We start from the raw sequence: 21,829 nt of genomic DNA on the forward strand, positions 1-21,829 counted from the left end.
CATGAGTGTACACTTACAGTTAAAAATACCGGCATCTACTGCTAATTTAGGTGTCGGGTTTGATTCTATTGGAATGGCATTAAATAAGTTTTTGTATCTTGATGTGCGTATCAATAATAGCAATAGATGGTCATTTAAACATATAGGCCCTAATGTAGAATCATTACCAACAGATGAAACACACTATATTTATCAAATTGCACAGCAAGTAGCCAATAAATATGATGTGACTTTACCGTCCCTATCTATTGAAATGAGAAGTGAAATCCCGTTAGCAAGAGGCTTAGGTTCCTCTGCTTCTGCACTCGTAGGTGGATTATACATAGCGAATTATTTTGGTGATATAGAGCTTTCTAAATATGAATTATTGCAGTTGGCAACTGAATTTGAAGGACATCCTGATAATGTGGCGCCTACGATTTATGGTGGGCTTGTCTTAGGATATTATGATCCTGAAACAAAAGTGACAGATGTGTCATATATTGACCCGCCAAAAGCTGATATTATCATCACAATACCATCAAATGAATTGAGTACAACGCTTTCAAGGAAGGTCTTGCCGGAAACATTCTCGCATAAAAACGCTGTTAGAAATAGTGCAATCAGTAATACGATGATTAGTGCTTTAATACAACAGAACTATGAATTGGCAGGCAAAATGATGGAACAAGACGGTTTTCATGAACCATATCGCCAACACCTAATCCCAGAATTCCAAACGATTAAACAGATTGCAAAACAATATAAATCTTATGCTACTGTTATTAGTGGTGCAGGCCCAACTGTATTAACCTTGATTGCACCTGAACGAAGCGGCGAATTAGTAAGAGAATTGAAACGTGAATTTACGAATTGTCGATCAGAACTCGTTACAGTCAATATCACGGGTGTTGAATCTGAAGTAGTATATTAGTTTGATTTATTTGTTATAATATAGTCTTGTAGATGTTGAAAGGAGATTATAAGATGGGATATAAATTAATAGTGATGGATATGGATGATACATTAATGACCTCGGATAACGAAGTTAGCGCTGAAACAGCCAAGTATTTAATGAATATCCAAGCGCAAGGTTATAAAGTTGTACTTGCATCAGGTCGACCAACAGATGGTATGATGCCTACAGCAAAACATTTGAAATTAGACCAATATAAAAGTTATGTCATAAGTTATAATGGTGGAAAAACGGTTAACGTTTCTGATGAAAAAGTGGAAGTGAGTCGTACTGTATCAAAATCTGATTTTGATAGTATTGTTGATTTTTGTAGAGCACATAGCTTGTTTGTTTTAACTTATCAAGATGGTTATATCGTCTATGAGGGTGAGCATGAATATATGAACATTGAATCAGAACTCACAGGCTTGCCAATGAAACAGGTAGATGATTTAAAAGCATATATTCAACAAGATGTACCTAAAGTTATGGGCATTGATTATGTTCCAAATATTACAAGTATTAGAAATAATTTAGAGGGTCATTTTAATGAAAATATCGATGTTACTACAAGTAAACCGTTTTTCTTAGAATTTATGGCTCAGGGCGTATCAAAAGGAAATGCGATTACCGAGTTGTGTCAAAAATTAGATATAAACTTATCTCAAGTTATTGGTTTTGGTGATAGTTCGAATGATATATCGATGTTAAAAGTAGTTGGTAAAGCTGTTGCTATGGGTAATGCAAATGATGATGTCAAAGCTGTTGCTGATGAAGTTACTTTAACAAATGATAATGATGGTATTCCACATACTCTAAAATCTTTACTCAATTAAAATGTTGTATTGTGTCATTGATTGATAGTCTTATTCAAAAACCTCATTCTGAATATAGATGAAAGTGGGGCACAAATCTAAAAATAGCACTCAGATGAATTGAATTATATCATCTGAGTGCTTCATTTATTTAATACTTCCTATTATTGACTCGCCTTTTGAATGATAGCTTTAACCTGTAGTCTTCAGCTTGTCCTGTTCCCTCAAGCGTTTCGCTAAAATACGTCACATTTGTCCAAGAATTTTATATCTCAGACTCATCTTAAGTAAGTACTTATTTTGCAGTATGTGTCCATTCATTTTTACCTCGATGTCTTTTAACATGCGCATAGACATTATCTGCTGCATAATTTAAATTGGTATAAACCGTAATTGAAAACGCTGATTGATTGTCTTCAAATGCTTCTTCTGAAAATAGTTCTTTAAGATGGCTAAAAAGACTTTCCATTTGTGAGTGATCTAAACTTGGGTACTCTCTTAATGTGCGTTTGATTAGTTGATCATGTCTTTCTTCAAGTGATTGTACAACAATAACGAAACGTTCATCAGTTTCTAAAATATCGTCAAATAGGTTTGTTTGTCCAATCATAATTTCCACCTCTAAGTCATTAAATTATTAACTTCATTATACCCTAATTTTGACTATCTGAAAATATGATATGTTTTTAATTATTATAAAATCTCATGATAAAGGTTTATTTTAGAATAGGTAGGTAATAAATAACTGTAGAGTTTTTAATATTAAAAAAGCACTGCAAAAAGTATCTTAAAATACTTTTGCAGTGCAGTTCATTAATTATAATCATGTTCTTTTAAATCAATGTCTTCGAGTTTAACAATTTTAGTTTGTCGCAATAATTTATGGACAAAATATATGATGGCTAAAATGATCATTGGCGATAGGTTTCTAATTAAGACACTTATGTCGCCTGCTAAAATTGCACCAATTGAATTACCTATGAATAAGAATAATAACGCAATGATAACTATGATTGGCCCTAAAGGATAAAAGGGAGCTTTATAAGGTAGTACTTCATCAGGGTTCTTGTTTTGTTTTTTTATCGCAGACCGCAGTCGGATTTGTGCTACGATACTAGAAGCCCAAACAACGATGACTAAAGAACCAATAATATTTAATAATGAAAAGACGATATCTGATTTAAACTGAGCGATTATAATTATTATTAAAACGATCATAAAAGTTACGAACAATGATACCAAAGGTAACTTAGTAGTTTTATTTAATTTACTCAAAAATCTAGGTGCTTGTTTATCTTCAGCCATTGAGAACAACATTCTACTTGTAGTATAAATACCTGAATTTGCAGCAGATAATAATGAAGTTAAAATAACAGCATTAATAACAGATGCAGCAAATGCAATACCTACACGATCAAAAACGATTGTAAAAGGACTCTGTGAGACAGATTCACTTTTGTTTAATAACAATGGATCTGTGTAAGGAATGATTGCTGAAATAACGGCGATTGATAAAACATAGAACAATAATATTCTCCAAAATACTTGTTTAATTGCTTTTGGCATGGATTGACTTGGATTTGAAGATTCTCCAGCTGTTACAGCTACGACTTCAGTACCGCCGACAGAGAATCCAGCGACAAGTAAAACACCCAGGAAGCCAGAGATACCTCCTACAAAAGGAGCTTCTCCTGTTACGTAGTTACCTAAACCATATGTCTTTCCACCTAAGATACCAATAATCGTTAATACACCAATAACGATGAAAATAATTATTGTTGCAACTTTGATAAGAGATAACCAAAACTCTGTTTCACCAAAAGCTTTTACAGAGAAAATATTAAGTAAGAAAAGTATAGCAAGGAAGATAATACTCCAAGTAACTGGGCTGAAAAATTGGAAGAAATCCCAATAATAAATTACACTTGAAGAAATAATAATATCAACACTTGTAACTAATAGCCAAATTGCCCAATATAGCCACCCCATGGTGAAGCCTAGGGAACTATCAACAAAACGGGTTGAATAAGAACTAAAAGAACCAGATACAGGGTAAAAGGTAGCAAGTTCACCAATTGAAGACATTAAGAAATATAACATTACACCAATAATCAAGTAAGCTAATATTGCACCACCTGGTCCAGCTTGTGATATTACACTTCCAGTAGCTACAAACAAGCCTGTGCCAATTGCACCGCCAATTGCTATCATAGAAATGTGTCTTGAATTTAGACCACGATTCATATTGTTTTGTGCCATAATACAGTCTCCTATAGTCTATTGAATTTTAAATATATTCTTCATTTTAATGGTTTTATGATTTAAGAGCAATGCTTTTTATGACTTTAAAGCCATAAAATGTTCAAATATTTTGAAAATTGTTATTTTATACATGTATTGTGAGTTGCTTTTACAAATATTATAGATTAAAATAAGTACTAGGTAATAATTATTATTAATAAGAAAAAGCGGGGGAAATATTATGAGTAACAAGAAAAAATTGACGAGCTTATTTGGCGCACCAGTTTCAGATAGAGAAAATAGTATGACAGCAGGCCCTAGAGGTCCATTATTAATGCAAGATTGGTACTTTTTAGAGCAAATGGCTCATTTTGATAGAGAAGTTATACCTGAAAGACGTATGCATGCAAAAGGTTCAGGTGCATTTGGTACATTTACAGTTACAAATGATATTACACAATATACATCAGCAAGCATTTTTTCTGAAGTTGGTAAACAGACGGAAATGTTTGCACGTTTTTCAACTGTAGCAGGTGAAAGAGGTGCGGCTGATGCTGAACGTGATATCCGTGGATTTGCGTTGAAATTTTATACAGATGAAGGAAACTGGGATTTAGTAGGAAACAACACACCAGTATTCTTCTTTAGAGATCCAAAATTATTTGCAAGTCTAAACCACGCTGTAAAACGTGACCCAAGAACAAATATGAGAAGCGCACAAAACAACTGGGATTTCTGGACATCATTGCCTGAAGCATTGCACCAAGTCACAATCTTAATGTCAGACCGTGGTATTCCTAAAGGCTTTAGACATATGCACGGCTTTGGTTCACACACGTACTCAATGTATAACGACAAAGGTGAACGTGTATGGGTAAAATTCCATCACAGAACACAACAAGGTATTGAAAACTTACAACCTGATGAAGCTGCTAATATCATTGCTCATGATAGAGAATCATCACAACGTGATTTATTTGAAGCAATTGAGAATAAAGATTATCCAAAATGGAAATTATATATACAAGTAATGACAGAAGAACAAGCTAGAAATCATAAAGATAATCCATTTGATTTAACTAAAGTTTGGTATAAAGGCGATTACCCACTTATTGAAGTTGGGGAATGGGAACTTAACCGTAATCCAGATAACTATTTCCAAGATGTTGAACAGGCTGCTTTTGCACCAACAAATATTGTACCTGGTATAGATTTCTCTCCAGACAGAATGTTACAAGGTAGATTATTCTCATACGGTGATGCGCAACGTTATAGATTAGGTGTGAACCATTGGCAAATCCCAGTTAATCAACCTAAAGGTGTAGGCATTGAAAATATTTGCCCATTCAGTCGTGATGGTCAAATGAGAATTCTTGATAATAATCAAGGTGGCGGTACACACTACTATCCAAATAGTGATGGCTCATTTGAAGATCAACCTGAATTTAAAAAACCTGGGCTTAAAGTTGAAGGAGAAGCTTATGAATATGATTTCAGAGAAGACGATGATAACTACTTCGAACAACCAGGTCGTTTATTCAGATTACAATCAAAAGAACAACAAGAACGTATTTTTGAAAATACAGCCAATGAAATGCAAGGTACTACTTTAGAGGTACAACATCGTCATATTCGTCACTGCTATAAAGCGGATAGCGAGTATGGTAAAGGTGTTGCGAAAGCACTAGGCATTGACATTAATGATGTAGACCTAGAAATTGCAGATTAATAAGTGTATTTTGTTATACACGCATAACCATGTTTCATTCGCGTATAGAATGATATGAAAACAGCTCATTTATTCTAAATATTTGAGTTATCTGTAATGCGTATATGATATTAAACGGATGATTTTTTACAGTATAAAGTAAAAAATCATCCGTTTTTATATTTCGTGCTGAAGTATTAAGTATGGTTTAGTTTTTAAGTTGTTCCATTTATAAAAATAGCTTACAAAGTTGGAGAATTGTAAGCTATTAAAGAATTGTTTAATTAACGCTAACAACATAATGTTCGACTGAATGATACCTAATTTTATAACACAGTTATTAAAAATCTTTACCGTGTTTTTATACCTAAGAAGTTTTGTGAATAAAAATGCATTTTCCCACAATTATTACACAATAAAGTTATCATAGGTGTTGGATCATTTCCTAAAGAAGCTGTTAACAATGGTAGAAAATAATGTCCATCTAATATTTCAATATTTGGATGTTCACAGTTACATACGCTTTTATCTTTTGTTTTCTCCGTTATTGAATTGATTATGTGCTTTTTTTGATTATCAGTAATATGACGATTTTCCATATAAAACGCCTCCATATTTTTTTAATATACGATTTCATTATAAGGCTTGGGGACCATGATTAATAGACGCTTAACTTATTTAAAAGTGTTAATTAAACACTTTATTGTTAAATAACTATTAAAATTGGTGAATAAATTATAATTTGTAATAAGCGATAGTAATTTTATGTATTTAAAGTTTTTAAATCACCATTTTTTCAATGAATGTTGAAACTAATAAAATGACTATATAATAAAAAACGTCAATTCTATTGTAATGAAATAGAATTGACTTTTACGCTACGTCCGAGATGTTTTATCCCAGACAATTAGCTTGAAGTGTCGTATTAAAAAGATAATGAAAGCACAGAATTATTTTGTTTCACGATGTAATGTGTATTTATTTAATCGTGGACAGAACTTTTTAAGTTCAATTCGTTCTGGATTATTACGCTTGTTTTTAGTGCTAATATAATTACGATCACCACATTCAGTACAAGCTAATGTTATATTTACGCGCAAAGTTAACACCTCTTTCTTAACAGGAATCATTACGTTTTAAAATGTTACCATATTCTATTATTAATTTCAATAAGATTTAATTTTGAAAAGTGTATAGTTAATTATATTTTAAATTGATAATTATTATTTGGATTTTAATCATTTAATTATTTTAGTTTGATAAATGAATAGAATGTGTTATTATACAAAACGTAATTATTACGATTTAAAAGGAGAGAATATTATGGCTAAAAAATCCAAAATTGCTAAGGAACAAAAGAGAGAACGCTTAGTAGCACAATATTACGAATTGAGAAAAGCATTGAAAGAGCAAGGAGATTATGAAGCATTACGCAAATTACCTAGAGATGCTTCACCGACAAGACTGACACGCAGATGCAAAGTAACTGGCCGTCCAAGAGGGGTGCTCAGAAAGTTTGAAATGTCACGTATTGCATTTAGAGAAAATGCGCATAAAGGTCAAATACCAGGCGTAAAAAAATCAAGTTGGTAATTTCAGACTTTAGTTCATTTACATTTAAGGTAAAAGAATGTATATTAACTATTGGTAAAGATAAATTAAATGTCATTGTTCGGAAATAACTATCGTATGTATAAGTATTTTCAGTTATAGTTATGAATTTCATTTGAAAATCTTACCTTTAAATACTATTTTATTAATAAATGTTAGGGGTTTATTTAATTATGAAGATATTTGATTACGAAGATATACAGCTTATTCCAAATAAATGTATTGTAAATAGTCGTTCAGAATGTGATACTACTGTGAAATTTGGACCAAAATCATTTAAATTGCCAGTGGTACCTGCAAACATGCAAACAGTAATGAATGAGACGTTAGCAGAATGGTTCGCTGAAAATGATTATTTCTATATTATGCATAGATTTGATGAAGAAGCGCGTATACCATTTGTTAAGAAAATGCATGATAAAGGATTATTTGCTTCAATCTCAGTTGGTATCAAAGAGCGTGAATTTGATTTTGTTGAAAAATTAGCACATGATAATGTGATTCCTGAATATATAACAATTGATATCGCTCATGGTCATTCAGATGCTGTCATTAATATGATTAAACATATTAAAAAGCACATACCTGAAGCATTTGTTATCGCTGGTAACGTTGGTACTCCGGAAGGCGTACGTGAACTGGAAAATGCTGGTGCAGACGCAACTAAGGTTGGTATTGGACCAGGTCGTGTTTGTATTACAAAAATTAAAACAGGTTTTGGCACAGGTGGTTGGCAATTAGCCGCGTTGAACCATTGTAGTAAAGCTGCACGAAAACCAATAATAGCTGACGGAGGAATCAGAACTCACGGTGATATTGCTAAATCAATTCGTTTTGGTGCATCAATGGTTATGGTAGGATCACTGTTTGCTGCACATGAAGAATCACCTGGTGAAACCGTTGAATTAGATGGAAAAATGTATAAAGAATATTTTGGTAGTGCGTCAGAATTCCAAAAAGGTGAACACAAAAATGTTGAAGGCAAAAAAATGTTTGTTGAGCATAAAGGTTTATTGAAAGACACATTAATTGAAATGCAACAAGATTTACAAAGTTCTATTTCATATGCAGGTGGCAATGATTTAAATTCATTAACTAAAGTGGATTATGTTATAGTAAGAAACTCAATCTTTAATGGAGATAGAGACTAATAAACTAGTGGGTGTAAAAAATTAAACGATTTTTATTATATGTAATTGTATTTCTTTGTATTGTTTTAATTACTCCAATCAAAGCATTTACACCTTTAGAAAATTTACAGCAACAATTTAAAGCAAAAGTAGATAGTTGGTCTTCTTCTGAACAGTCACAAACTGAAAATGCTTTAAAAGTACCTGATGAGCAAGAATTTGCTTTGAATAACATTCAAATGAATATGTCAAAGGATGAAGTTGAAACAAAACTAGGTAAGGCAAAACGTGTTACTTCAAATGAATATGGTACGCAATGGTATACTTACTATTCGGAGAATTATAAGCGTTTTATTATGGTAAGTTATATTAAAGGTAAAGTGAACGGACTATACAGTAATCAAAATGTTATTTCTTCAAAATCTAAAATCAAATACAATACTCCTAAAGATATAGTTAGAGAACGATTAGGTGATCCGATAACTGCAAAACGCAAAGGTCATTTAAGTATAGACGTTCGCGATAATGAATTTGACAATTTTAAAAAAGACAACATTTACACAACTGCTTTTTATGACAAACATAATGACAATAATCTTACTGCGCTACTATTAGTAAGTGAAAAAATGGAGAATAGACTTCAAAATCAATATGAAACACCATCGCGTAATTTAGCAAAAGGTTTTGAACTGCAAAACCTTGATTTGGTCAATGCTGAAAGAGTACAACATGGGTTAAATACGTTAGATTATTCGACAGCTATCTCTGATACAGCACGTAAACACAGCACTGATATGGCTGAGAATAATTATTTTGACCATAATAATCAATCTGGTGATTCACCATTTGATAGATTAGAACAAGATGGCCATGATTTTAATGCAGCTGGCGAGAATTTAGCTTATGGTCAACCAAGTAGTATATATGCTCATCAAGGATTGATGAACTCTTTAGGTCATAGAAAAAATATCCTTAAAGATGAATTTAGTACGTTAGGTGTCGGAGTTGATTTTAATGAACACAAACAACCTTATTGGACTGAAAATTATACGGGATAGTGTTTATACATTGTTGAAAAGGGTATCTGTATTCTGTGAGGATGAGGTATTATGACAACAAATAAAAAAGATCAAACAGAAGATATACTAGAAAAAGTAAAAGATGTTTTAGAAAAAAATGACAATAAATAAGAGGCTACGCTTAGAGCGTAGCCTCTTATTTATTGAGAGTGTCTTTATCTATAAAATTAAATTTCTCTAAATAGGCCGACAACTTTACCCAACACAGCAACTTGATCTAAATAGATTGGCGACATTGTACTGTTTTCCGGCTGTAAACGGTAACGTGTTTTTTCTTTGTAAAAACGTTTGACTGTAGCTTCATTCTCTTCTGTCATGGCTACAATAATATCACCATTTTCAGCAATCGTTTGGCTTCTTACGATAACTTTATCTCCATCCAATATTCCAGCTTCAATCATGCTATCACCAACAACATTTAAGATGAAAATATCACTGTTATGTGTAGATGTAAAGTGCTCAGGTAACGGAAAATACTCTTCAACATTTTCGACAGCAGTGATAGGTATACCTGCTGTTACTTTACCGATGACTGGCACGTGGATTGTGGATTCCATGTTTACAGTTTCACCTAATTGTTCGGTAACGATTTCGATTGCACGTGGTTTAGTTGGATCTCTTTTTATATAACCCTTTTCTTCTAATCTAGAAAGATGTCCGTGCACAGTTGAACTTGATGCTAAACCAACAGCTTCACCAATCTCTCGAACACTTGGCGGATAACCCTTTGAATGAACAGTCTGCTTAATATATTCAAAAATTTCATTTTGTCGCTTAGTTAATTCTCTCATAATAGGCACTCCCTACATTAATTTATTTTTATTATAGCATGTATTATTAACGTTTACAAACGTTTGTTCGTTTTCATATTGACAGAGAACAGATGTTCTGATAAAGTATAGATACAAACAAACGTTCTTAGGAGTGACTTATATGCTTAAACTATATATATATCAAATCAAACCTTATATTGCAGTATTGTTAGCTACAATGGTTTTATGTACTGTATTCATATTGACTGCTTATTATAATACCGAATCAGAACAGACGTACGAAATGACAGATCATCAAATGACAAATGTTTCTACAAAAGACGAACAGTATCAAATGAACTCAGATGAAAAAAGCGAACGAACACTTAATCAATTTTTAGCTAAAGCCAAATAACATATTAAGCTACTTTTATTGTGAAAGTGAATTTGCTTAGGAAATTGATAAAATAAGCGTAACTATTTAGTTTCGCTTATTTTTTTGTTATATTTTCTATATTATGAATTACGGAGGTTTATTATGGCGAAAAATGATGCCGTAGATATTAAGCGTATAAATGAGTTAGCAAAAAAGAAAAAGGAACAAGGGTTAACTGAATCTGAATCAAAAGAGCAATCGAAATTAAGGAAGGCATATTTAGATTCTTTCCGAAAAAGCTTTAAAAAACAAATTGAAAGTACAAGAGTCATTGATCCCGAGGGCAATGATGTAACACCTGAAAAGGTGAAAAAAATATTAGATTCTAAAGATAAAAAAGATAATAACTAAATCAATTTTTTGTTAAATAAATACTAAATAAGGTATAATAGTACTGAAACTTGCTATAAGAAAGGAAGTCATTTAGATGAATAAAGAAAAAGATCAATTAGCAATAGATACGATAAGAGCTTTAAGTATCGATGCTGTTGAGCAAGCAAACTCAGGTCACCCTGGATTACCAATGGGAGCTGCTCCAATGGCATATACATTATGGACACGCCACTTAAATTTCAACCCCCAATCAAAAGATTTCTTTGATAGAGATCGTTTTGTATTATCTGCAGGGCATGGTTCTGCGTTACTTTATAGTTTATTACATGTTTCAGGTAGTTTAGAATTGGATGAATTAAAACAATTTAGACAATGGGGTTCAAAAACTCCAGGTCATCCAGAGTTTAGACATACAGATGGTGTTGAAGTAACAACTGGACCATTAGGACAAGGTTTTGCTATGTCTGTAGGTATGGCGATGGCTGAAAAACATCTTGCTGGTAAGTTTAATAAAGAAGACGCTAACGTAGTAGACCACCATACTTATGTGATAGCTTCTGATGGGGATTTAATGGAAGGTATTTCGCATGAAGCTGCATCATTAGCTGGTCATAACCAATTAGATAAGCTTATCGTGTTATATGATTCAAATGATATTTCTTTAGACGGTGATTTAAACAAAGCATTTTCTGAAGATGTTAAAACACGCTTTGAATCATATGGTTGGGAACATATTTTAGTTAAAGATGGTAATGATATAGATGCTATCGATAATGCTATTAAAGAAGCTAAAGCTTCTGATGTACCAACAATTATCGAAGTAAAAACAATCATAGGTTACGGCGCACCAAACAAACAAGCTTCTCATGGTGTACACGGAGCTCCATTAGGTGAAGAAGAAAGAAAATTAGCATTAGAAAACTATGGTTTGGATCCTGAAAAACGCTTTAACGTACCTGATGAAGTATATGAAATTTTCCAACAAACAATGTTGAAACGTGCTAATGAAAAAGAAGAAAGCTGGAATAAACTTGTTGAAACATACAATGAAAAATATCCAGAATTAGCTGAATCATTTAAGTTAGCAATCAGTGGTAAATTACCAACGAACTACTCAGATGAATTGCCAGAATTTGAAGCAGGACATAGTGGTGCTTCACGTGCAGATTCTGGTGAAGTCATTCAAGCACTTAGTAAAACAGTGCCTTCATTCTTTGGTGGCTCAGCTGACTTAGCAGGTTCAAATAAATCAAACGTTAAAGATGCGGTTGATTTTGATAAAGATACACCTGAAGGTAAAAATATCTGGTTTGGTGTACGTGAATTTGCAATGGGTGCTGCAGTGAATGGTATGGCAGCTCATGGTGGTTTACACCCATATGGAGCAACTTTCTTCGTCTTTAGTGACTATTTAAAACCAGCACTTCGTTTATCAGCAATCATGGGATTAAATTCAACGTTTATTTTTACGCATGATTCAATTGCTGTTGGTGAAGATGGTCCTACACATGAACCTATCGAACAATTAGCTGGTTTACGTGCAATTCCAAACATGAATGTTATTCGCCCAGCAGACGGTAATGAAACACGTGTAGCTTGGGAAGTAGCGATGGAATCAGAAAGTACGCCTACATCTTTAGTACTAACGCGTCAAAACCTAACAACAATGGATTTACCTAAAGAAACTGTTGAAGAAGGTGTACGTAAAGGTGCTTATGTGGTGTTTGAATCAGATAAAGATCCAGAGTTCTTATTATTAGCTACAGGTTCAGAAGTTAATTTAGCTATTGAAGCTGCTAAAGATTTAGAAGGACAAGGTAAAGGTGTACGTGTTGTATCAATGCCTAACTGGCATGCATTTGATCAACAATCAGATGAATATAAAGCATCAATATTACCATCTTCAATTACAAAACGTGTAGCTATAGAAATGGCATCATCATTAGGGTGGCATAAATATGTAGGTACTGAAGGTAAAGTTATTGGTATTGATGGATTTGGTGCAAGTGCGCCTGGTGATTTAGTAGTTGAAAAATATGGTTTCACTAAAGAAAACGTCCTAAATCAAATTCAATCGTTCTAATCATTTGTATAAAAGATAGCTAATATTTTGGTATGAGAGCAATTGTTCTCATACCAATTTTTATTTATAAATAAAAAATTGGATTATATTTACAAACTGAAATTATAATTGATATAATACATAAGGTTGGAAATATAAATGAATTGAGTCACTCTTGAAAAGGAGTGCTTATTTTAGTAAAATGCATTAGGATAGGAAAGTGGGTGAAACAATGGCAACTTGGTTAGCAATTTTATTAATCGTGTTAGCACTTATTCTAGGACTAGTCGGTGGATTTTTCCTTGCGAGAAAATATATGATGGATTATTTGAAAAAGAACCCGCCAATTAATGAAGAAATGCTACGAATGATGATGATGCAGATGGGTCAAAAACCATCTCAAAAGAAAATAAATCAAATGATGACAATGATGAACAAAAACATGGACTCCAATATGAAGAAGTCTAAATAATGCGTAATGACGGTATTTAAAGCACTTTTGTAAGTGTCAATAAATACCGTCATTTTTGCTACTGGCAACAAATTGGCAACAAAATTATAAACTTTTATTATAGGCATTAGTTAGTATAGCTTGTAATTCCTTTTCGGTGTTCGGATATAAATGCCCGTACGTGTTCGCAGTTGTTGTTATATCTGAATGTCCTAAATGCTTAGATATTGTGTATAGCTGTACGTTGTTATTAATCAATAGTGTTGCGTGTGAATGGCGTAGATTGTGAACTTTAATTGGTTTGACGTTTGCTTTTTCAATACCGATTTTAAATTGTTTGTTCACGTTTGCTAATGCCATTGGTTTATTTATCGTTCTAACTGTAAAAATAAAATCGTTATTATTAATGTATTTGAACTTATCGATTTGATATTGTTCTAATTCTTTTAATTGTTCTATTACGTGACTAGGAACCGTTATTGTACGTTCAGACGGTGTAGTTTTGACCGTAGTTATTGTTTTATCGTTCCATGAGTTATTTATTTCGATTTCTTCATTTTCAAAATTAACATCACAATACCGTAAGGCTAGTATTTCGCCTTTACGAGCGCCGGACCAAAACAAGACCATGAATAGCGTTTTATAAACTATATTATCTACTACATTTATAAAATGATTAAATTCGTCAATTGTCCAATACTCTTGCTTGCGTCTTTCTTCATGTTTTGGCAGTGAAACAACTTTCACAACATTGCGTGATAGATTGTAAAAATTAACAGCAAAGTTAAAAATAGCAGATAAATTACGTCGTATATTGGCTAACATTGAATTACTATAATTATCAAAAATAGATTGGTAAAAATCATCAATGTGTTTTGGTTTGATATTTTTTATCGGTGTAGTTTTAAAATGTGGAATCAAAATGTGGTTTATTAAATTGTTTTGATTGTAAATCGTAGTTTCTTTTTTACGTCCGTTTGAATATTGCATAAATCTTTCGGCTATTTCACGAAATGTATATTGTGCTTCAATTTCTGTATCGTATGTTTCCAAAAATCTTTGTTGGGCAATTAAAGCGTCTTTCTTTTTGTCGAATCCTCTTTTTTTCTTGTGTACTTTTTCGCCGTGTACGTTCTCAACTCTTACAGAATAAAACCATTTATTGGTGTTTGGGTCTTTATGAACTGTCATTTTAAAATCCCTTTTTCATCATTACAATAATAATTGCATAGTTTTATTAAGCGTTGTCTTGCTACATCATATGAAACATTAAAATATTCCATTAATTCATTTTCTGTAAATAGTTCATTTTGTTCTATTTCAATTTGTGGCAATCTGAATAAAAGACTGAATTTATTTGCTTCATTTTCTTGTTTTTCGTTGAACATATCGTGCATATGTCTTTGGTCTGTTTCATGTAAGTAAAAGTGACCTAATTCATGCGTAAAATCTTCCCACATTTTACGTGAATCATCGGTTTTAATATATATTACCTTGTAACCTTTTACGTTCATGTTACAACTCATATAATCGTTATAAACAACGATTATGTCTAAATAATCAGAAACACTATCTATAGTTGGTGCTATATCATTTTTAATTAAATCATTCGTTAAATCGTTTACTGTATCGTCAATTAACATAAATATCCCCTTTAATAGGTTTGCCCCAAATGGTATTAGCGTTTATCTTTTTCAATACTTCTTGATATTAAATAATCGGCTTGGTCCTCCAATGATTGTATAATTCTTGTCTTTTCTTCATTTGGTAATTCATCAAACGCTTTTTTATCTTTAAACATAATTGATTGATAATTTTCGTTGTTTCTGTCGTCGCCTAGCAGGTCGTTTGTAGTGCAGTCAAGCGCACTAGCTATTTGTAAAAGTTGTTTGTTATTAGGCGAACTGTAACCACGTTCCAAATTTGAAATGACTTGTTTTGTTTGTCCCGATTTATCAGCTAATTGTTGTTGGGTTAAACCTTTCTTTTTTCTAAAAAATTTAATGTTTTTGCTATATCCTTCCATATTTTATCGCCTCATTTATTTTTTTATGTCGTTTTTGCTATCGCAAATTCTACTGTGCTTTACATTTCAATAGGTAGCGCTACATTTTCTTTAGGTTTGCCGTCTGTAGATAGTTGTAATTTTTGTACATCGCCGTAATGTTCCATGTTTTCATTATCATCAACTTTATCTATAGTTACACCAATTTGTTTAGGTATTTCATCGTCATATTCTAATTTCACTTTATGAAATCCTTTAGTTTTAGAACCACTTGATAAATCTTCATTTAATGCGCCGGTTCCTATTCCAAATTCGGGTGTTAATTGCTCGCCGGTGTCTGTAACGAATTTGACTTTGTTTAGAAATTCTAATTTTTTATCTGTATTGTTAACAATTTCCCCGAAGTAAGCTAGATATTTTTCTTCTGTACTAACATCTTGAATCAACATATAAGAGAAATTAAAATCAAAACCATTATTGCTAACTGATGTTATGCCGTTTTTATCAGAATTTGAATTTGTGTATTTTTTTAACATTTTAAATTCGCCCATACCTTCATCAGAAACAAAAATTTCATTTTTATCGGCTTTAGCAAATTTTAAAGGGTCGTGTATTTTTTCGTTTTGTTTTTCTTCTTTTTTATCAAGTTCATCTATATCACTTTGTGTTATACCTTTTTCTTGATTACCACAAGCAGATAATAGAAGAAAACTTGATACTAATAGAGCTGTTGCTTTTTTCATTATTGTACTCCTAACACTTAGTCTTCTTTATTTTTTTTTATATTTAGCAATCATAAAATCGGCTTGTTCGTGCAGGGCAGTTAGCACCTTTTGTTTATCTTCCGGCGTTAAACTGTCAAAAGCCTCTTTATCCTTGAACATTAAATAGTCGTCATTAACATTGGTTCTAGGTTCGTCTAAATATCCAGCTTTTACCATTAAATATTCGTAATCAAGGTTATAACCTTCAGCAAATTGTCTTAATATTTTTGGGATTGGTATAGGTCTTTTGCCTCTTTCTAATTGAGAAATAAAAGAATGAGATATACCCGTTTTAATCGACGCTTTTTGCAATGAATATCCTTTATCTTTACGAGCAGTCAACAGCACGTCACTTAATTCTTCAACTGATTTTTCATTGTTACTCATTAATAAACCTCCACATATTTATTAGTCACTTTATACGTTATTATAAAATAAAAAGTAACGTTTTTCGATACAAATTTTGAGTAAATATAAAAAAACTGTTTACAAAGTATAAAGAATGTTATACATTATATACATAAAGTTATTGAAGTAAACAAAATTTTATACTTTGTGAACAGGAGGTAGACAATTGAATATCAAAGCAAGGCGAAAAGAAATTAATGTAGCGTTAGCGAATAGAGAAACAAACTTAAAACAGGTGTCAAAAGAAATTGGTATGTCGCCTACAAACTTATATAACATTGTAGGAGATAAGCCGACTTTAAAAGGGGCATTGAAATTGGCTAAATATTTAGACGGTCAATTGGAAGATTATTTTGAAATAGATATTGAAGAATAAAACTAGGAGGTTAATTAAATGGGAAACATAGCAAGGTTAAAAGTGAAAAACGAACGAGATAGAAAAAACTTAAATCAAGAAGAAATAGCGAAACTTTTAAACATTTCACTTCAATCATATTGCAATAAGGAAAAAGGGAAAACGAATTTTGTTTTATCGGAAATGCACACACTAGCAAAATTTTTCAAAATGTCTTTAGATGATTTATTTTGGGAGGAAGAAGAATATGAAAATATTAAAAGAATTGTTTGATATAGCATTAATATTAACAGCTGTAACACTGACTTTTGTTTGTACTTATTTCACTTCTTATTTTGTTCAAGACGGTACATGGCATATGTTTTTATATTTCTTTATTTTTATGGGCATTGTTGCAGGTATTAAATTATTAGGAAAATATTACGTTCAAAATTTTTTATAAATGAGTAACGAATTATGTTATAGAGTAACGCTATTATTTATAGGAGGTAACAAGAAGATGAATGAATTAATCAGAGAAATTTACGGTTTATCAGAAATTGACGCAATGCACGACGAGGACGAAAAAGAAAATGCATTTGGTTATTTAGAAGAAAGCATGAACGATGATTTGAGAGCCGAAAGAAATATGAAATAAAAAAACGCCCGATAATAAACCGGACGTTAACAGAGAGAAATAAAACATTGATAAAAATGTCTGTAACAATATTATAACAGGAGGGAAAAACATTGTCTTACCGAATGAATCAATTGAAATCTATAAACACTAAAAACATGAGCGATGAAGAATGGAAACAATTAAGAACACATTCAATTGGTGGTTCTGATTGTGGAACGATTTTAGGCATGAATAATTACGAAAGTCCGTTCACTTTATGGCAAAAGAAAATGTGGGCAGACGAATACGAGGAAGATATAAGCGACAAAATACAAGTTAAATTCGGTCATTACAATGAACAATTTGTAGCGAAACTATTTGAAGATGCAACAGGTAAGAAAGTACGCAAACATAACAAAATGATGTATCACAAAGATTATGAATTTATAAGTGCCAATGTTGATAGGGTAGTCGTTGGCGAAAATGCTTTATTGGAATGTAAAACAACAAGTGAGTTTCAAAAAGATAAATGGAAAGACGGGAACGTACCGGCAAGTTACATGGCTCAATGTTATCACTATATGGCAGTCACAGGCGTAGACGTTGTATATATAGCAGTATTGTTTGGCAATAGCGAATTTCATTACGAACCAATCGAACGTGACGATGAAGTTATTAACGATATTATAAATGCCGAAGTTGAGTTTTGGAATGAATATATTGTTAAAGGGCAACGACCACCGGCAGACGACAGCGAAGCAACTTCAAAGGCATTAAACAATTTTTGGAAAAATACACAACCGGAAGTAGTTAACTTTGACGAAGAAAAAACGGCATTATTTAAAAGTATTTTATCAATCAAGAAACAACAAAAAGATTTAGATAAACAATTGAAAGGGCATCAAAACAAACTCAAAGAGTTATTAGGCGAAAATGAGTTTGGCGAAGTATCAGATTACAAAGCGAGTTGGAAAAAGCAGAATCGAGAAACATTTGATGCAAAACGATTCAAAGAAGAACACCCCGAATTATACGAGCAATATAAGAAAACAAGCACGACACGTACTTTGAATGTGAAAGAAAATAACGGATAATGATATAAAGTAACTTTATATTGTACACAGAAAGCACACATTAAACAAAATTAAGTTTTACGAACAAAACTACCAAAAAACAAATTATCGCTTATATAAAGCGTATACGGAGGAAATAAACATGGCAACTCAAAATCAATTTAAAAATCAAGTAGCACAAAAGAAAGAAAACAATAACCAACCCCAACAAAAAGCAGTAGGACCGAAACAACAAATTAGCAACTTGTTAGAAAGAATGGCACCCCAAATAAAAAAGCATTACCACAACACATGAGCGCCGAAAGAATGGCACGTATAGCAATGACGGCAGTATCTAGTACACCTAAATTATTAGAATGTGACCCGAAATCATTAATTGGTGCATTGATGCAATCGTCACAAATCGGATTAGAACCCAACACTAATTTAGGACAAGCGTATTTAATACCATATGGCAAAGAGGTTCAATTACAGGTTTCTTATTTAGGTATGATAGAACTTGCTAACCGTAGTAAGCAATACAAGGCAATATACGCTCATGAGGTTTACCCGGAAGATTATTTTGAATATCAGTACGGATTGCAAAAAGATTTAGTACACAAACCGGCAGACAATCCACAAAGTGAACCTATTGGCTATTACGCAGTCTATCACTTGTTAAATGGTGGTTATGACTTTGTTTATTGGAGTAAGGCAAAAATAGACGACCACGCAAAACAATTTTCTAAAGCTGTTCAAAAAGGTTGGCAAAGCCCGTGGAAGACCAATTTTAATGCAATGGCTAAAAAGACAGTTTTAAAAGACTTGTTAAAATTTGCGCCCAAATCAATTGAAATGAACGATGCAGTATCAAGCGATAGTAAAGCGCAACAATTAGATGACGACGGCAATATCATTGATGTTACAGACTATTCACAAGTTAATGAACAACCGGAACAATTGCAGGAGGGTAACAATGCATAGTAATAAGGGAACATTTTTATATAAAGGTTTTAAATTTAATAAAAACATTGAATTAACTGATAAGGGTGTAGCTTTAATGCTTACACCTTTATCAGAAAATGAAATTATATACCAAGAAATGATTGAAAGTGAACACGAATTAGAATTTGTAGCTAACGAATCTTTAAGATATTTAGAAGATTGGATAGCAACGAATACAACGGAACATGAAAGAGTTTTTGCGAAATTAACACATTGGAATTAAGAGGTGGAAAAATTGGCAACATTTAGAACGATAAAAGAAAGTGGCGACTTTGTAATTGTTCATAAAACGTTTGTATTTGATGAAAGATTAAGTGCTAAAGCTAAAGGTATATTATTATACTTTTTAAGCAGACCGGACGATTGGCAAATATACACATCAGAAGTCGTAAAACATATGAGCGACGGTCAAAAAGCAATAAATAATGGTGTTAAAGAATTAATTGAATGTGGTTATGTTCATAGAAAGCAAAAAAGAAGTGAAACTGGTGTTTTTAACGGTTATGAATATCTAGTTTATGAAAAACCAACCGAAATGCCATTATCGGAAAACGGATTATCGGAAAACGGAAAAACGGAAAACCGATTATCGGAAAACCGAAAAGGGCGAACTACTAATAATGATTTAACTAATAATAATAATACTAATAATAATAGTACTAATAATGACGGTAGTAGTGTACAGCAGTCGCCGTTTGATTTTTACCAAGAAAACGGATTTGGAATACTAAAACCATTTGTAGCAGAACAGATAAGTTATTGGATAGACGATTTTAAAGATAATGGCAATGAAATTGTTATTGAAGCTATGAAAGAATCAGTTAATAACAATGTTCTAAATTGGAAGTATGTAAATTCTATATTGAAATCATGGTATAACGACGGTGTAGAAACGATAGAAGATATTCAAGTGAGAAATAACAGGCGTTCATTTAAAAGTACAGGAACTGACGGAAAACTAACAGGGCAAGCATTAAAAGAAGCAATGCAAGACCCTAGCTATTGGTATTAGGAGGTAAACAAATGCAAAAATTAATAAGTCCTAAATTAAAAAAACAGCTCAAACAGTACGAAGCTACAAACGTTACTTATGGTCTGTATTGCGAACATTGTGGGCATAAATATGATTTACATGAATTTGAAAGTGGCTACACTGTTAAAGACGGTTGCGAGTGTGAAAATATAAAACAAGCGAAAGCAACAACCGAAAAACGTAGAAAAGAATATGAACAACGTAAGATTGATGAAATGTTTAATCAATCTCAAATCAACCCTTCAATCAAAAAAGCTACAGTGAACAATTATAAACCGATGAACGAATCACAACAGAATGCGAAAGATGTAGCCGTTGAATACGTTAAAACTTTTTCAGTAGATAATCCAAAGTCATTAATAATACATGGTTCTATTGGTACTGGTAAATCTCATTTAGCCTTTGCAATAACTAAAGCGTTAAAGAATCAAGGTTATAAAGTGGCATTTATGCACATTCCTAAATTAATGAACCGGATAAAATCAACTTACAAAAATGATGCAAGTGAAACAGTCGAGGATATTATAAAACAATTAAGTAATTTAGATTTATTAGTATTGGACGATGTAGGCGTTGATGACAGCGCACATGCAATAAGTAAATTATCAGATATAGTAGACAATCGAACAGGATTAAATAACATATTTACAACGAATTACAGCAACAAACAACTAAACGACGATTTGAATTGGCAACGAGTATACTCACGAATGAAATTTAACGCTAAACGTTTAAATGTTATAGGCGAAGATTTTAGGGAGGGCGACGCATGGTAACGCAGATAAAACAGATACAAGAAATTTTAAATTGTAGTAAGCAATATGCACAAAAGGTAATTGATTACGCAGGACGGGACGAGGACAAGCTAAATTATCAAATCGAAAGACAGTTATATAAACAAGCAAACAATCAAGCAATTTTGGAAGTGAAACCACACAAAGAAAATAGAGGTAGCAAATTAAAGCAAAACGATAATCATATACAAAATATCCAAAACTATAATTTCGTTTAATATATAAGTTGTGAGTAGCATTTAAACGTAAATTAGTAACGAATT

31 protein-coding genes are annotated in these 21,829 nt (G+C 32.3%); 21 read left to right on the forward strand and 10 right to left on the reverse strand.

Features of this window, described 5'->3' with window-relative positions; translation table 11 throughout:
* The first annotated feature begins 1 nt into the window (after position 1).
* Complete coding sequence (gene thrB / locus MUA21_RS05070; RefSeq protein ID WP_107525849.1) at positions 2 to 913, forward strand: homoserine kinase; 912 nt, start codon at positions 2 to 4, stop codon at positions 911 to 913.
* Positions 914 to 966: 53 nt separating this feature from the next.
* Positions 967 to 1,770 carry a Cof-type HAD-IIB family hydrolase gene (locus MUA21_RS05075; RefSeq protein ID WP_073342219.1) on the forward strand — a complete coding sequence of 268 codons (804 nt, stop codon included), beginning with the start codon at positions 967 to 969 and terminating at the stop codon, positions 1,768 to 1,770.
* 274 nt (positions 1,771 to 2,044) lie between these two features.
* Here the strand turns inward: MUA21_RS05075 and MUA21_RS05080 are convergent, their stop codons facing one another.
* On the reverse strand, positions 2,045 to 2,359 hold the full coding sequence (locus MUA21_RS05080) for a hypothetical protein (protein ID WP_046208573.1): 315 nt from the start codon (positions 2,357 to 2,359) through the stop codon (positions 2,045 to 2,047).
* Between the two features lie 203 nt (positions 2,360 to 2,562).
* Positions 2,563 to 4,008, reverse strand: coding sequence for an amino acid permease (locus tag MUA21_RS05085; protein ID WP_073342217.1), 1,446 nt, complete (start codon positions 4,006 to 4,008; stop codon positions 2,563 to 2,565).
* A gap of 223 nt (positions 4,009 to 4,231) precedes the next feature.
* Between MUA21_RS05085 and MUA21_RS05090 the strand changes: the two genes are divergently transcribed.
* On the forward strand, positions 4,232 to 5,719 hold the full coding sequence (locus MUA21_RS05090; protein WP_046208571.1) for a catalase: 1,488 nt from the start codon (positions 4,232 to 4,234) through the stop codon (positions 5,717 to 5,719).
* Between the two features lie 329 nt (positions 5,720 to 6,048).
* On the opposite strand, the gene MUA21_RS05095 is transcribed toward MUA21_RS05090, so the two are convergent.
* Positions 6,049 to 6,297, reverse strand: coding sequence for a hypothetical protein (locus MUA21_RS05095; protein WP_046208570.1), 249 nt, complete (start codon positions 6,295 to 6,297; stop codon positions 6,049 to 6,051).
* 351 nt (positions 6,298 to 6,648) lie between these two features.
* A complete protein-coding gene (gene rpmG, locus MUA21_RS05100) occupies positions 6,649 to 6,798 on the reverse strand; it encodes a 50S ribosomal protein L33 (protein ID WP_017724369.1) in 150 nt (49 codons plus the stop codon).
* A 223-nt stretch (positions 6,799 to 7,021) separates the two neighbouring features.
* Here rpmG and rpsN point away from each other — a divergent pair, with 223 nt between their 5' ends.
* The 3 genes from rpsN to MUA21_RS05115 all read left to right on the forward strand — a co-directional run bounded on the left by rpsN (position 7,022) and on the right by MUA21_RS05115 (position 9,497).
* Positions 7,022 to 7,291, forward strand: coding sequence for a 30S ribosomal protein S14 (gene rpsN / locus MUA21_RS05105; RefSeq protein ID WP_262562009.1), 270 nt, complete (start codon positions 7,022 to 7,024; stop codon positions 7,289 to 7,291).
* 191 nt (positions 7,292 to 7,482) lie between these two features.
* Entirely contained in the window at positions 7,483 to 8,460 is a 978-nt protein-coding gene (gene guaC / locus MUA21_RS05110) for a GMP reductase (RefSeq protein ID WP_046208568.1), read from the forward strand.
* Positions 8,461 to 8,480: 20 nt separating this feature from the next.
* Positions 8,481 to 9,497: a CAP domain-containing protein gene (locus MUA21_RS05115; protein WP_262562240.1), complete on the forward strand. Its 1,017-nt coding sequence runs from the start codon at positions 8,481 to 8,483 to the stop codon at positions 9,495 to 9,497.
* A gap of 188 nt (positions 9,498 to 9,685) precedes the next feature.
* On the opposite strand, the gene lexA is transcribed toward MUA21_RS05115, so the two are convergent.
* The gene (gene lexA, locus MUA21_RS05120; RefSeq protein WP_046208566.1) at positions 9,686 to 10,309 is read right to left on the reverse strand and encodes a transcriptional repressor LexA; all 624 of its coding nucleotides are present in this window, start codon (positions 10,307 to 10,309) and stop codon (positions 9,686 to 9,688) included.
* Positions 10,310 to 10,451: 142 nt separating this feature from the next.
* On the opposite strand from lexA, the gene sosA reads away from it, so the two are divergent.
* The 4 genes from sosA to MUA21_RS05140 all read left to right on the forward strand — a co-directional run bounded on the left by sosA (position 10,452) and on the right by MUA21_RS05140 (position 13,573).
* Positions 10,452 to 10,685, forward strand: a complete 234-nt coding sequence (sosA, locus tag MUA21_RS05125) for a DNA damage-induced cell division inhibitor SosA (RefSeq protein ID WP_107525846.1) — start codon at positions 10,452 to 10,454, stop codon at positions 10,683 to 10,685.
* 123 nt (positions 10,686 to 10,808) lie between these two features.
* Positions 10,809 to 11,057 (forward strand): DUF896 domain-containing protein, encoded by a 249-nt coding sequence (locus tag MUA21_RS05130; RefSeq protein ID WP_046208564.1) that lies wholly within the window; start codon positions 10,809 to 10,811, stop codon positions 11,055 to 11,057.
* A 76-nt stretch (positions 11,058 to 11,133) separates the two neighbouring features.
* Positions 11,134 to 13,122: a transketolase gene (tkt, locus tag MUA21_RS05135; RefSeq protein ID WP_107525845.1), complete on the forward strand. Its 1,989-nt coding sequence runs from the start codon at positions 11,134 to 11,136 to the stop codon at positions 13,120 to 13,122.
* 211 nt (positions 13,123 to 13,333) lie between these two features.
* A complete protein-coding gene (locus MUA21_RS05140) occupies positions 13,334 to 13,573 on the forward strand; it encodes a YneF family protein (protein WP_262562010.1) in 240 nt (79 codons plus the stop codon).
* A gap of 84 nt (positions 13,574 to 13,657) precedes the next feature.
* On the opposite strand, the gene MUA21_RS05145 is transcribed toward MUA21_RS05140, so the two are convergent.
* From MUA21_RS05145 to MUA21_RS05165, 5 genes are read right to left on the reverse strand one after another with little or no spacing between them, the layout of a single operon-like run.
* Positions 13,658 to 14,743: a tyrosine-type recombinase/integrase gene (locus MUA21_RS05145; protein ID WP_262562012.1), complete on the reverse strand. Its 1,086-nt coding sequence runs from the start codon at positions 14,741 to 14,743 to the stop codon at positions 13,658 to 13,660.
* On the reverse strand, positions 14,740 to 15,195 hold the full coding sequence (locus MUA21_RS05150; RefSeq protein WP_262562013.1) for an ImmA/IrrE family metallo-endopeptidase: 456 nt from the start codon (positions 15,193 to 15,195) through the stop codon (positions 14,740 to 14,742). The genes MUA21_RS05145 and MUA21_RS05150 overlap by 4 nt, the downstream gene beginning before the upstream one ends.
* 35 nt (positions 15,196 to 15,230) lie before the next feature.
* Positions 15,231 to 15,578, reverse strand: coding sequence for a helix-turn-helix domain-containing protein (locus MUA21_RS05155; protein ID WP_262562014.1), 348 nt, complete (start codon positions 15,576 to 15,578; stop codon positions 15,231 to 15,233).
* Between the two features lie 59 nt (positions 15,579 to 15,637).
* A complete protein-coding gene (locus MUA21_RS05160) occupies positions 15,638 to 16,300 on the reverse strand; it encodes a hypothetical protein (RefSeq protein WP_262562015.1) in 663 nt (220 codons plus the stop codon).
* Positions 16,301 to 16,327: 27 nt separating this feature from the next.
* Complete coding sequence (locus tag MUA21_RS05165; protein WP_262562016.1) at positions 16,328 to 16,708, reverse strand: helix-turn-helix domain-containing protein; 381 nt, start codon at positions 16,706 to 16,708, stop codon at positions 16,328 to 16,330.
* Between the two features lie 187 nt (positions 16,709 to 16,895).
* Between MUA21_RS05165 and MUA21_RS05170 the strand changes: the two genes are divergently transcribed.
* The 11 genes from MUA21_RS05170 (at position 16,896) to MUA21_RS05220 (ending at position 21,784) form a co-directional block, all read left to right on the forward strand.
* Positions 16,896 to 17,105 (forward strand): helix-turn-helix domain-containing protein, encoded by a 210-nt coding sequence (locus MUA21_RS05170; protein WP_262562017.1) that lies wholly within the window; start codon positions 16,896 to 16,898, stop codon positions 17,103 to 17,105.
* Between the two features lie 18 nt (positions 17,106 to 17,123).
* The gene (locus MUA21_RS05175; RefSeq protein ID WP_262562018.1) at positions 17,124 to 17,357 is read left to right on the forward strand and encodes a helix-turn-helix transcriptional regulator; all 234 of its coding nucleotides are present in this window, start codon (positions 17,124 to 17,126) and stop codon (positions 17,355 to 17,357) included.
* Positions 17,332 to 17,526, forward strand: coding sequence for a hypothetical protein (locus MUA21_RS05180; RefSeq protein ID WP_262562019.1), 195 nt, complete (start codon positions 17,332 to 17,334; stop codon positions 17,524 to 17,526). The genes MUA21_RS05175 and MUA21_RS05180 overlap by 26 nt, the downstream gene beginning before the upstream one ends.
* Before the next feature lie 57 nt (positions 17,527 to 17,583).
* A complete protein-coding gene (locus MUA21_RS05185; RefSeq protein WP_262562020.1) occupies positions 17,584 to 17,721 on the forward strand; it encodes a hypothetical protein in 138 nt (45 codons plus the stop codon).
* A 92-nt stretch (positions 17,722 to 17,813) separates the two neighbouring features.
* Positions 17,814 to 18,776 carry a YqaJ viral recombinase family nuclease gene (locus tag MUA21_RS05190; RefSeq protein ID WP_262562022.1) on the forward strand — a complete coding sequence of 321 codons (963 nt, stop codon included), beginning with the start codon at positions 17,814 to 17,816 and terminating at the stop codon, positions 18,774 to 18,776.
* A gap of 121 nt (positions 18,777 to 18,897) precedes the next feature.
* Positions 18,898 to 19,050, forward strand: a complete 153-nt coding sequence (locus MUA21_RS05195) for a hypothetical protein (RefSeq protein WP_262562024.1) — start codon at positions 18,898 to 18,900, stop codon at positions 19,048 to 19,050.
* An 11-nt stretch (positions 19,051 to 19,061) separates the two neighbouring features.
* Positions 19,062 to 19,718: a recombinase RecT gene (locus MUA21_RS05200; protein ID WP_262562025.1), complete on the forward strand. Its 657-nt coding sequence runs from the start codon at positions 19,062 to 19,064 to the stop codon at positions 19,716 to 19,718.
* Positions 19,711 to 19,962, forward strand: a complete 252-nt coding sequence (locus MUA21_RS05205) for a hypothetical protein (protein WP_262562026.1) — start codon at positions 19,711 to 19,713, stop codon at positions 19,960 to 19,962. The genes MUA21_RS05200 and MUA21_RS05205 overlap by 8 nt, the downstream gene beginning before the upstream one ends.
* A gap of 12 nt (positions 19,963 to 19,974) precedes the next feature.
* Positions 19,975 to 20,751, forward strand: a complete 777-nt coding sequence (locus tag MUA21_RS05210) for a DnaD domain protein (protein ID WP_262562027.1) — start codon at positions 19,975 to 19,977, stop codon at positions 20,749 to 20,751.
* Positions 20,752 to 20,762: 11 nt separating this feature from the next.
* Positions 20,763 to 21,548, forward strand: coding sequence for an ATP-binding protein (locus MUA21_RS05215; RefSeq protein WP_262562028.1), 786 nt, complete (start codon positions 20,763 to 20,765; stop codon positions 21,546 to 21,548).
* A complete protein-coding gene (locus MUA21_RS05220; protein WP_262562029.1) occupies positions 21,542 to 21,784 on the forward strand; it encodes a hypothetical protein in 243 nt (80 codons plus the stop codon). Before MUA21_RS05215 ends, MUA21_RS05220 begins: the two co-directional genes overlap by 7 nt.
* Positions 21,785 to 21,829: the final 45 nt, after the last annotated feature.

It is taken from the genome of Staphylococcus ureilyticus (assembly GCF_025558845.1).
Classification (GTDB): domain Bacteria; phylum Bacillota; class Bacilli; order Staphylococcales; family Staphylococcaceae; genus Staphylococcus; species Staphylococcus ureilyticus.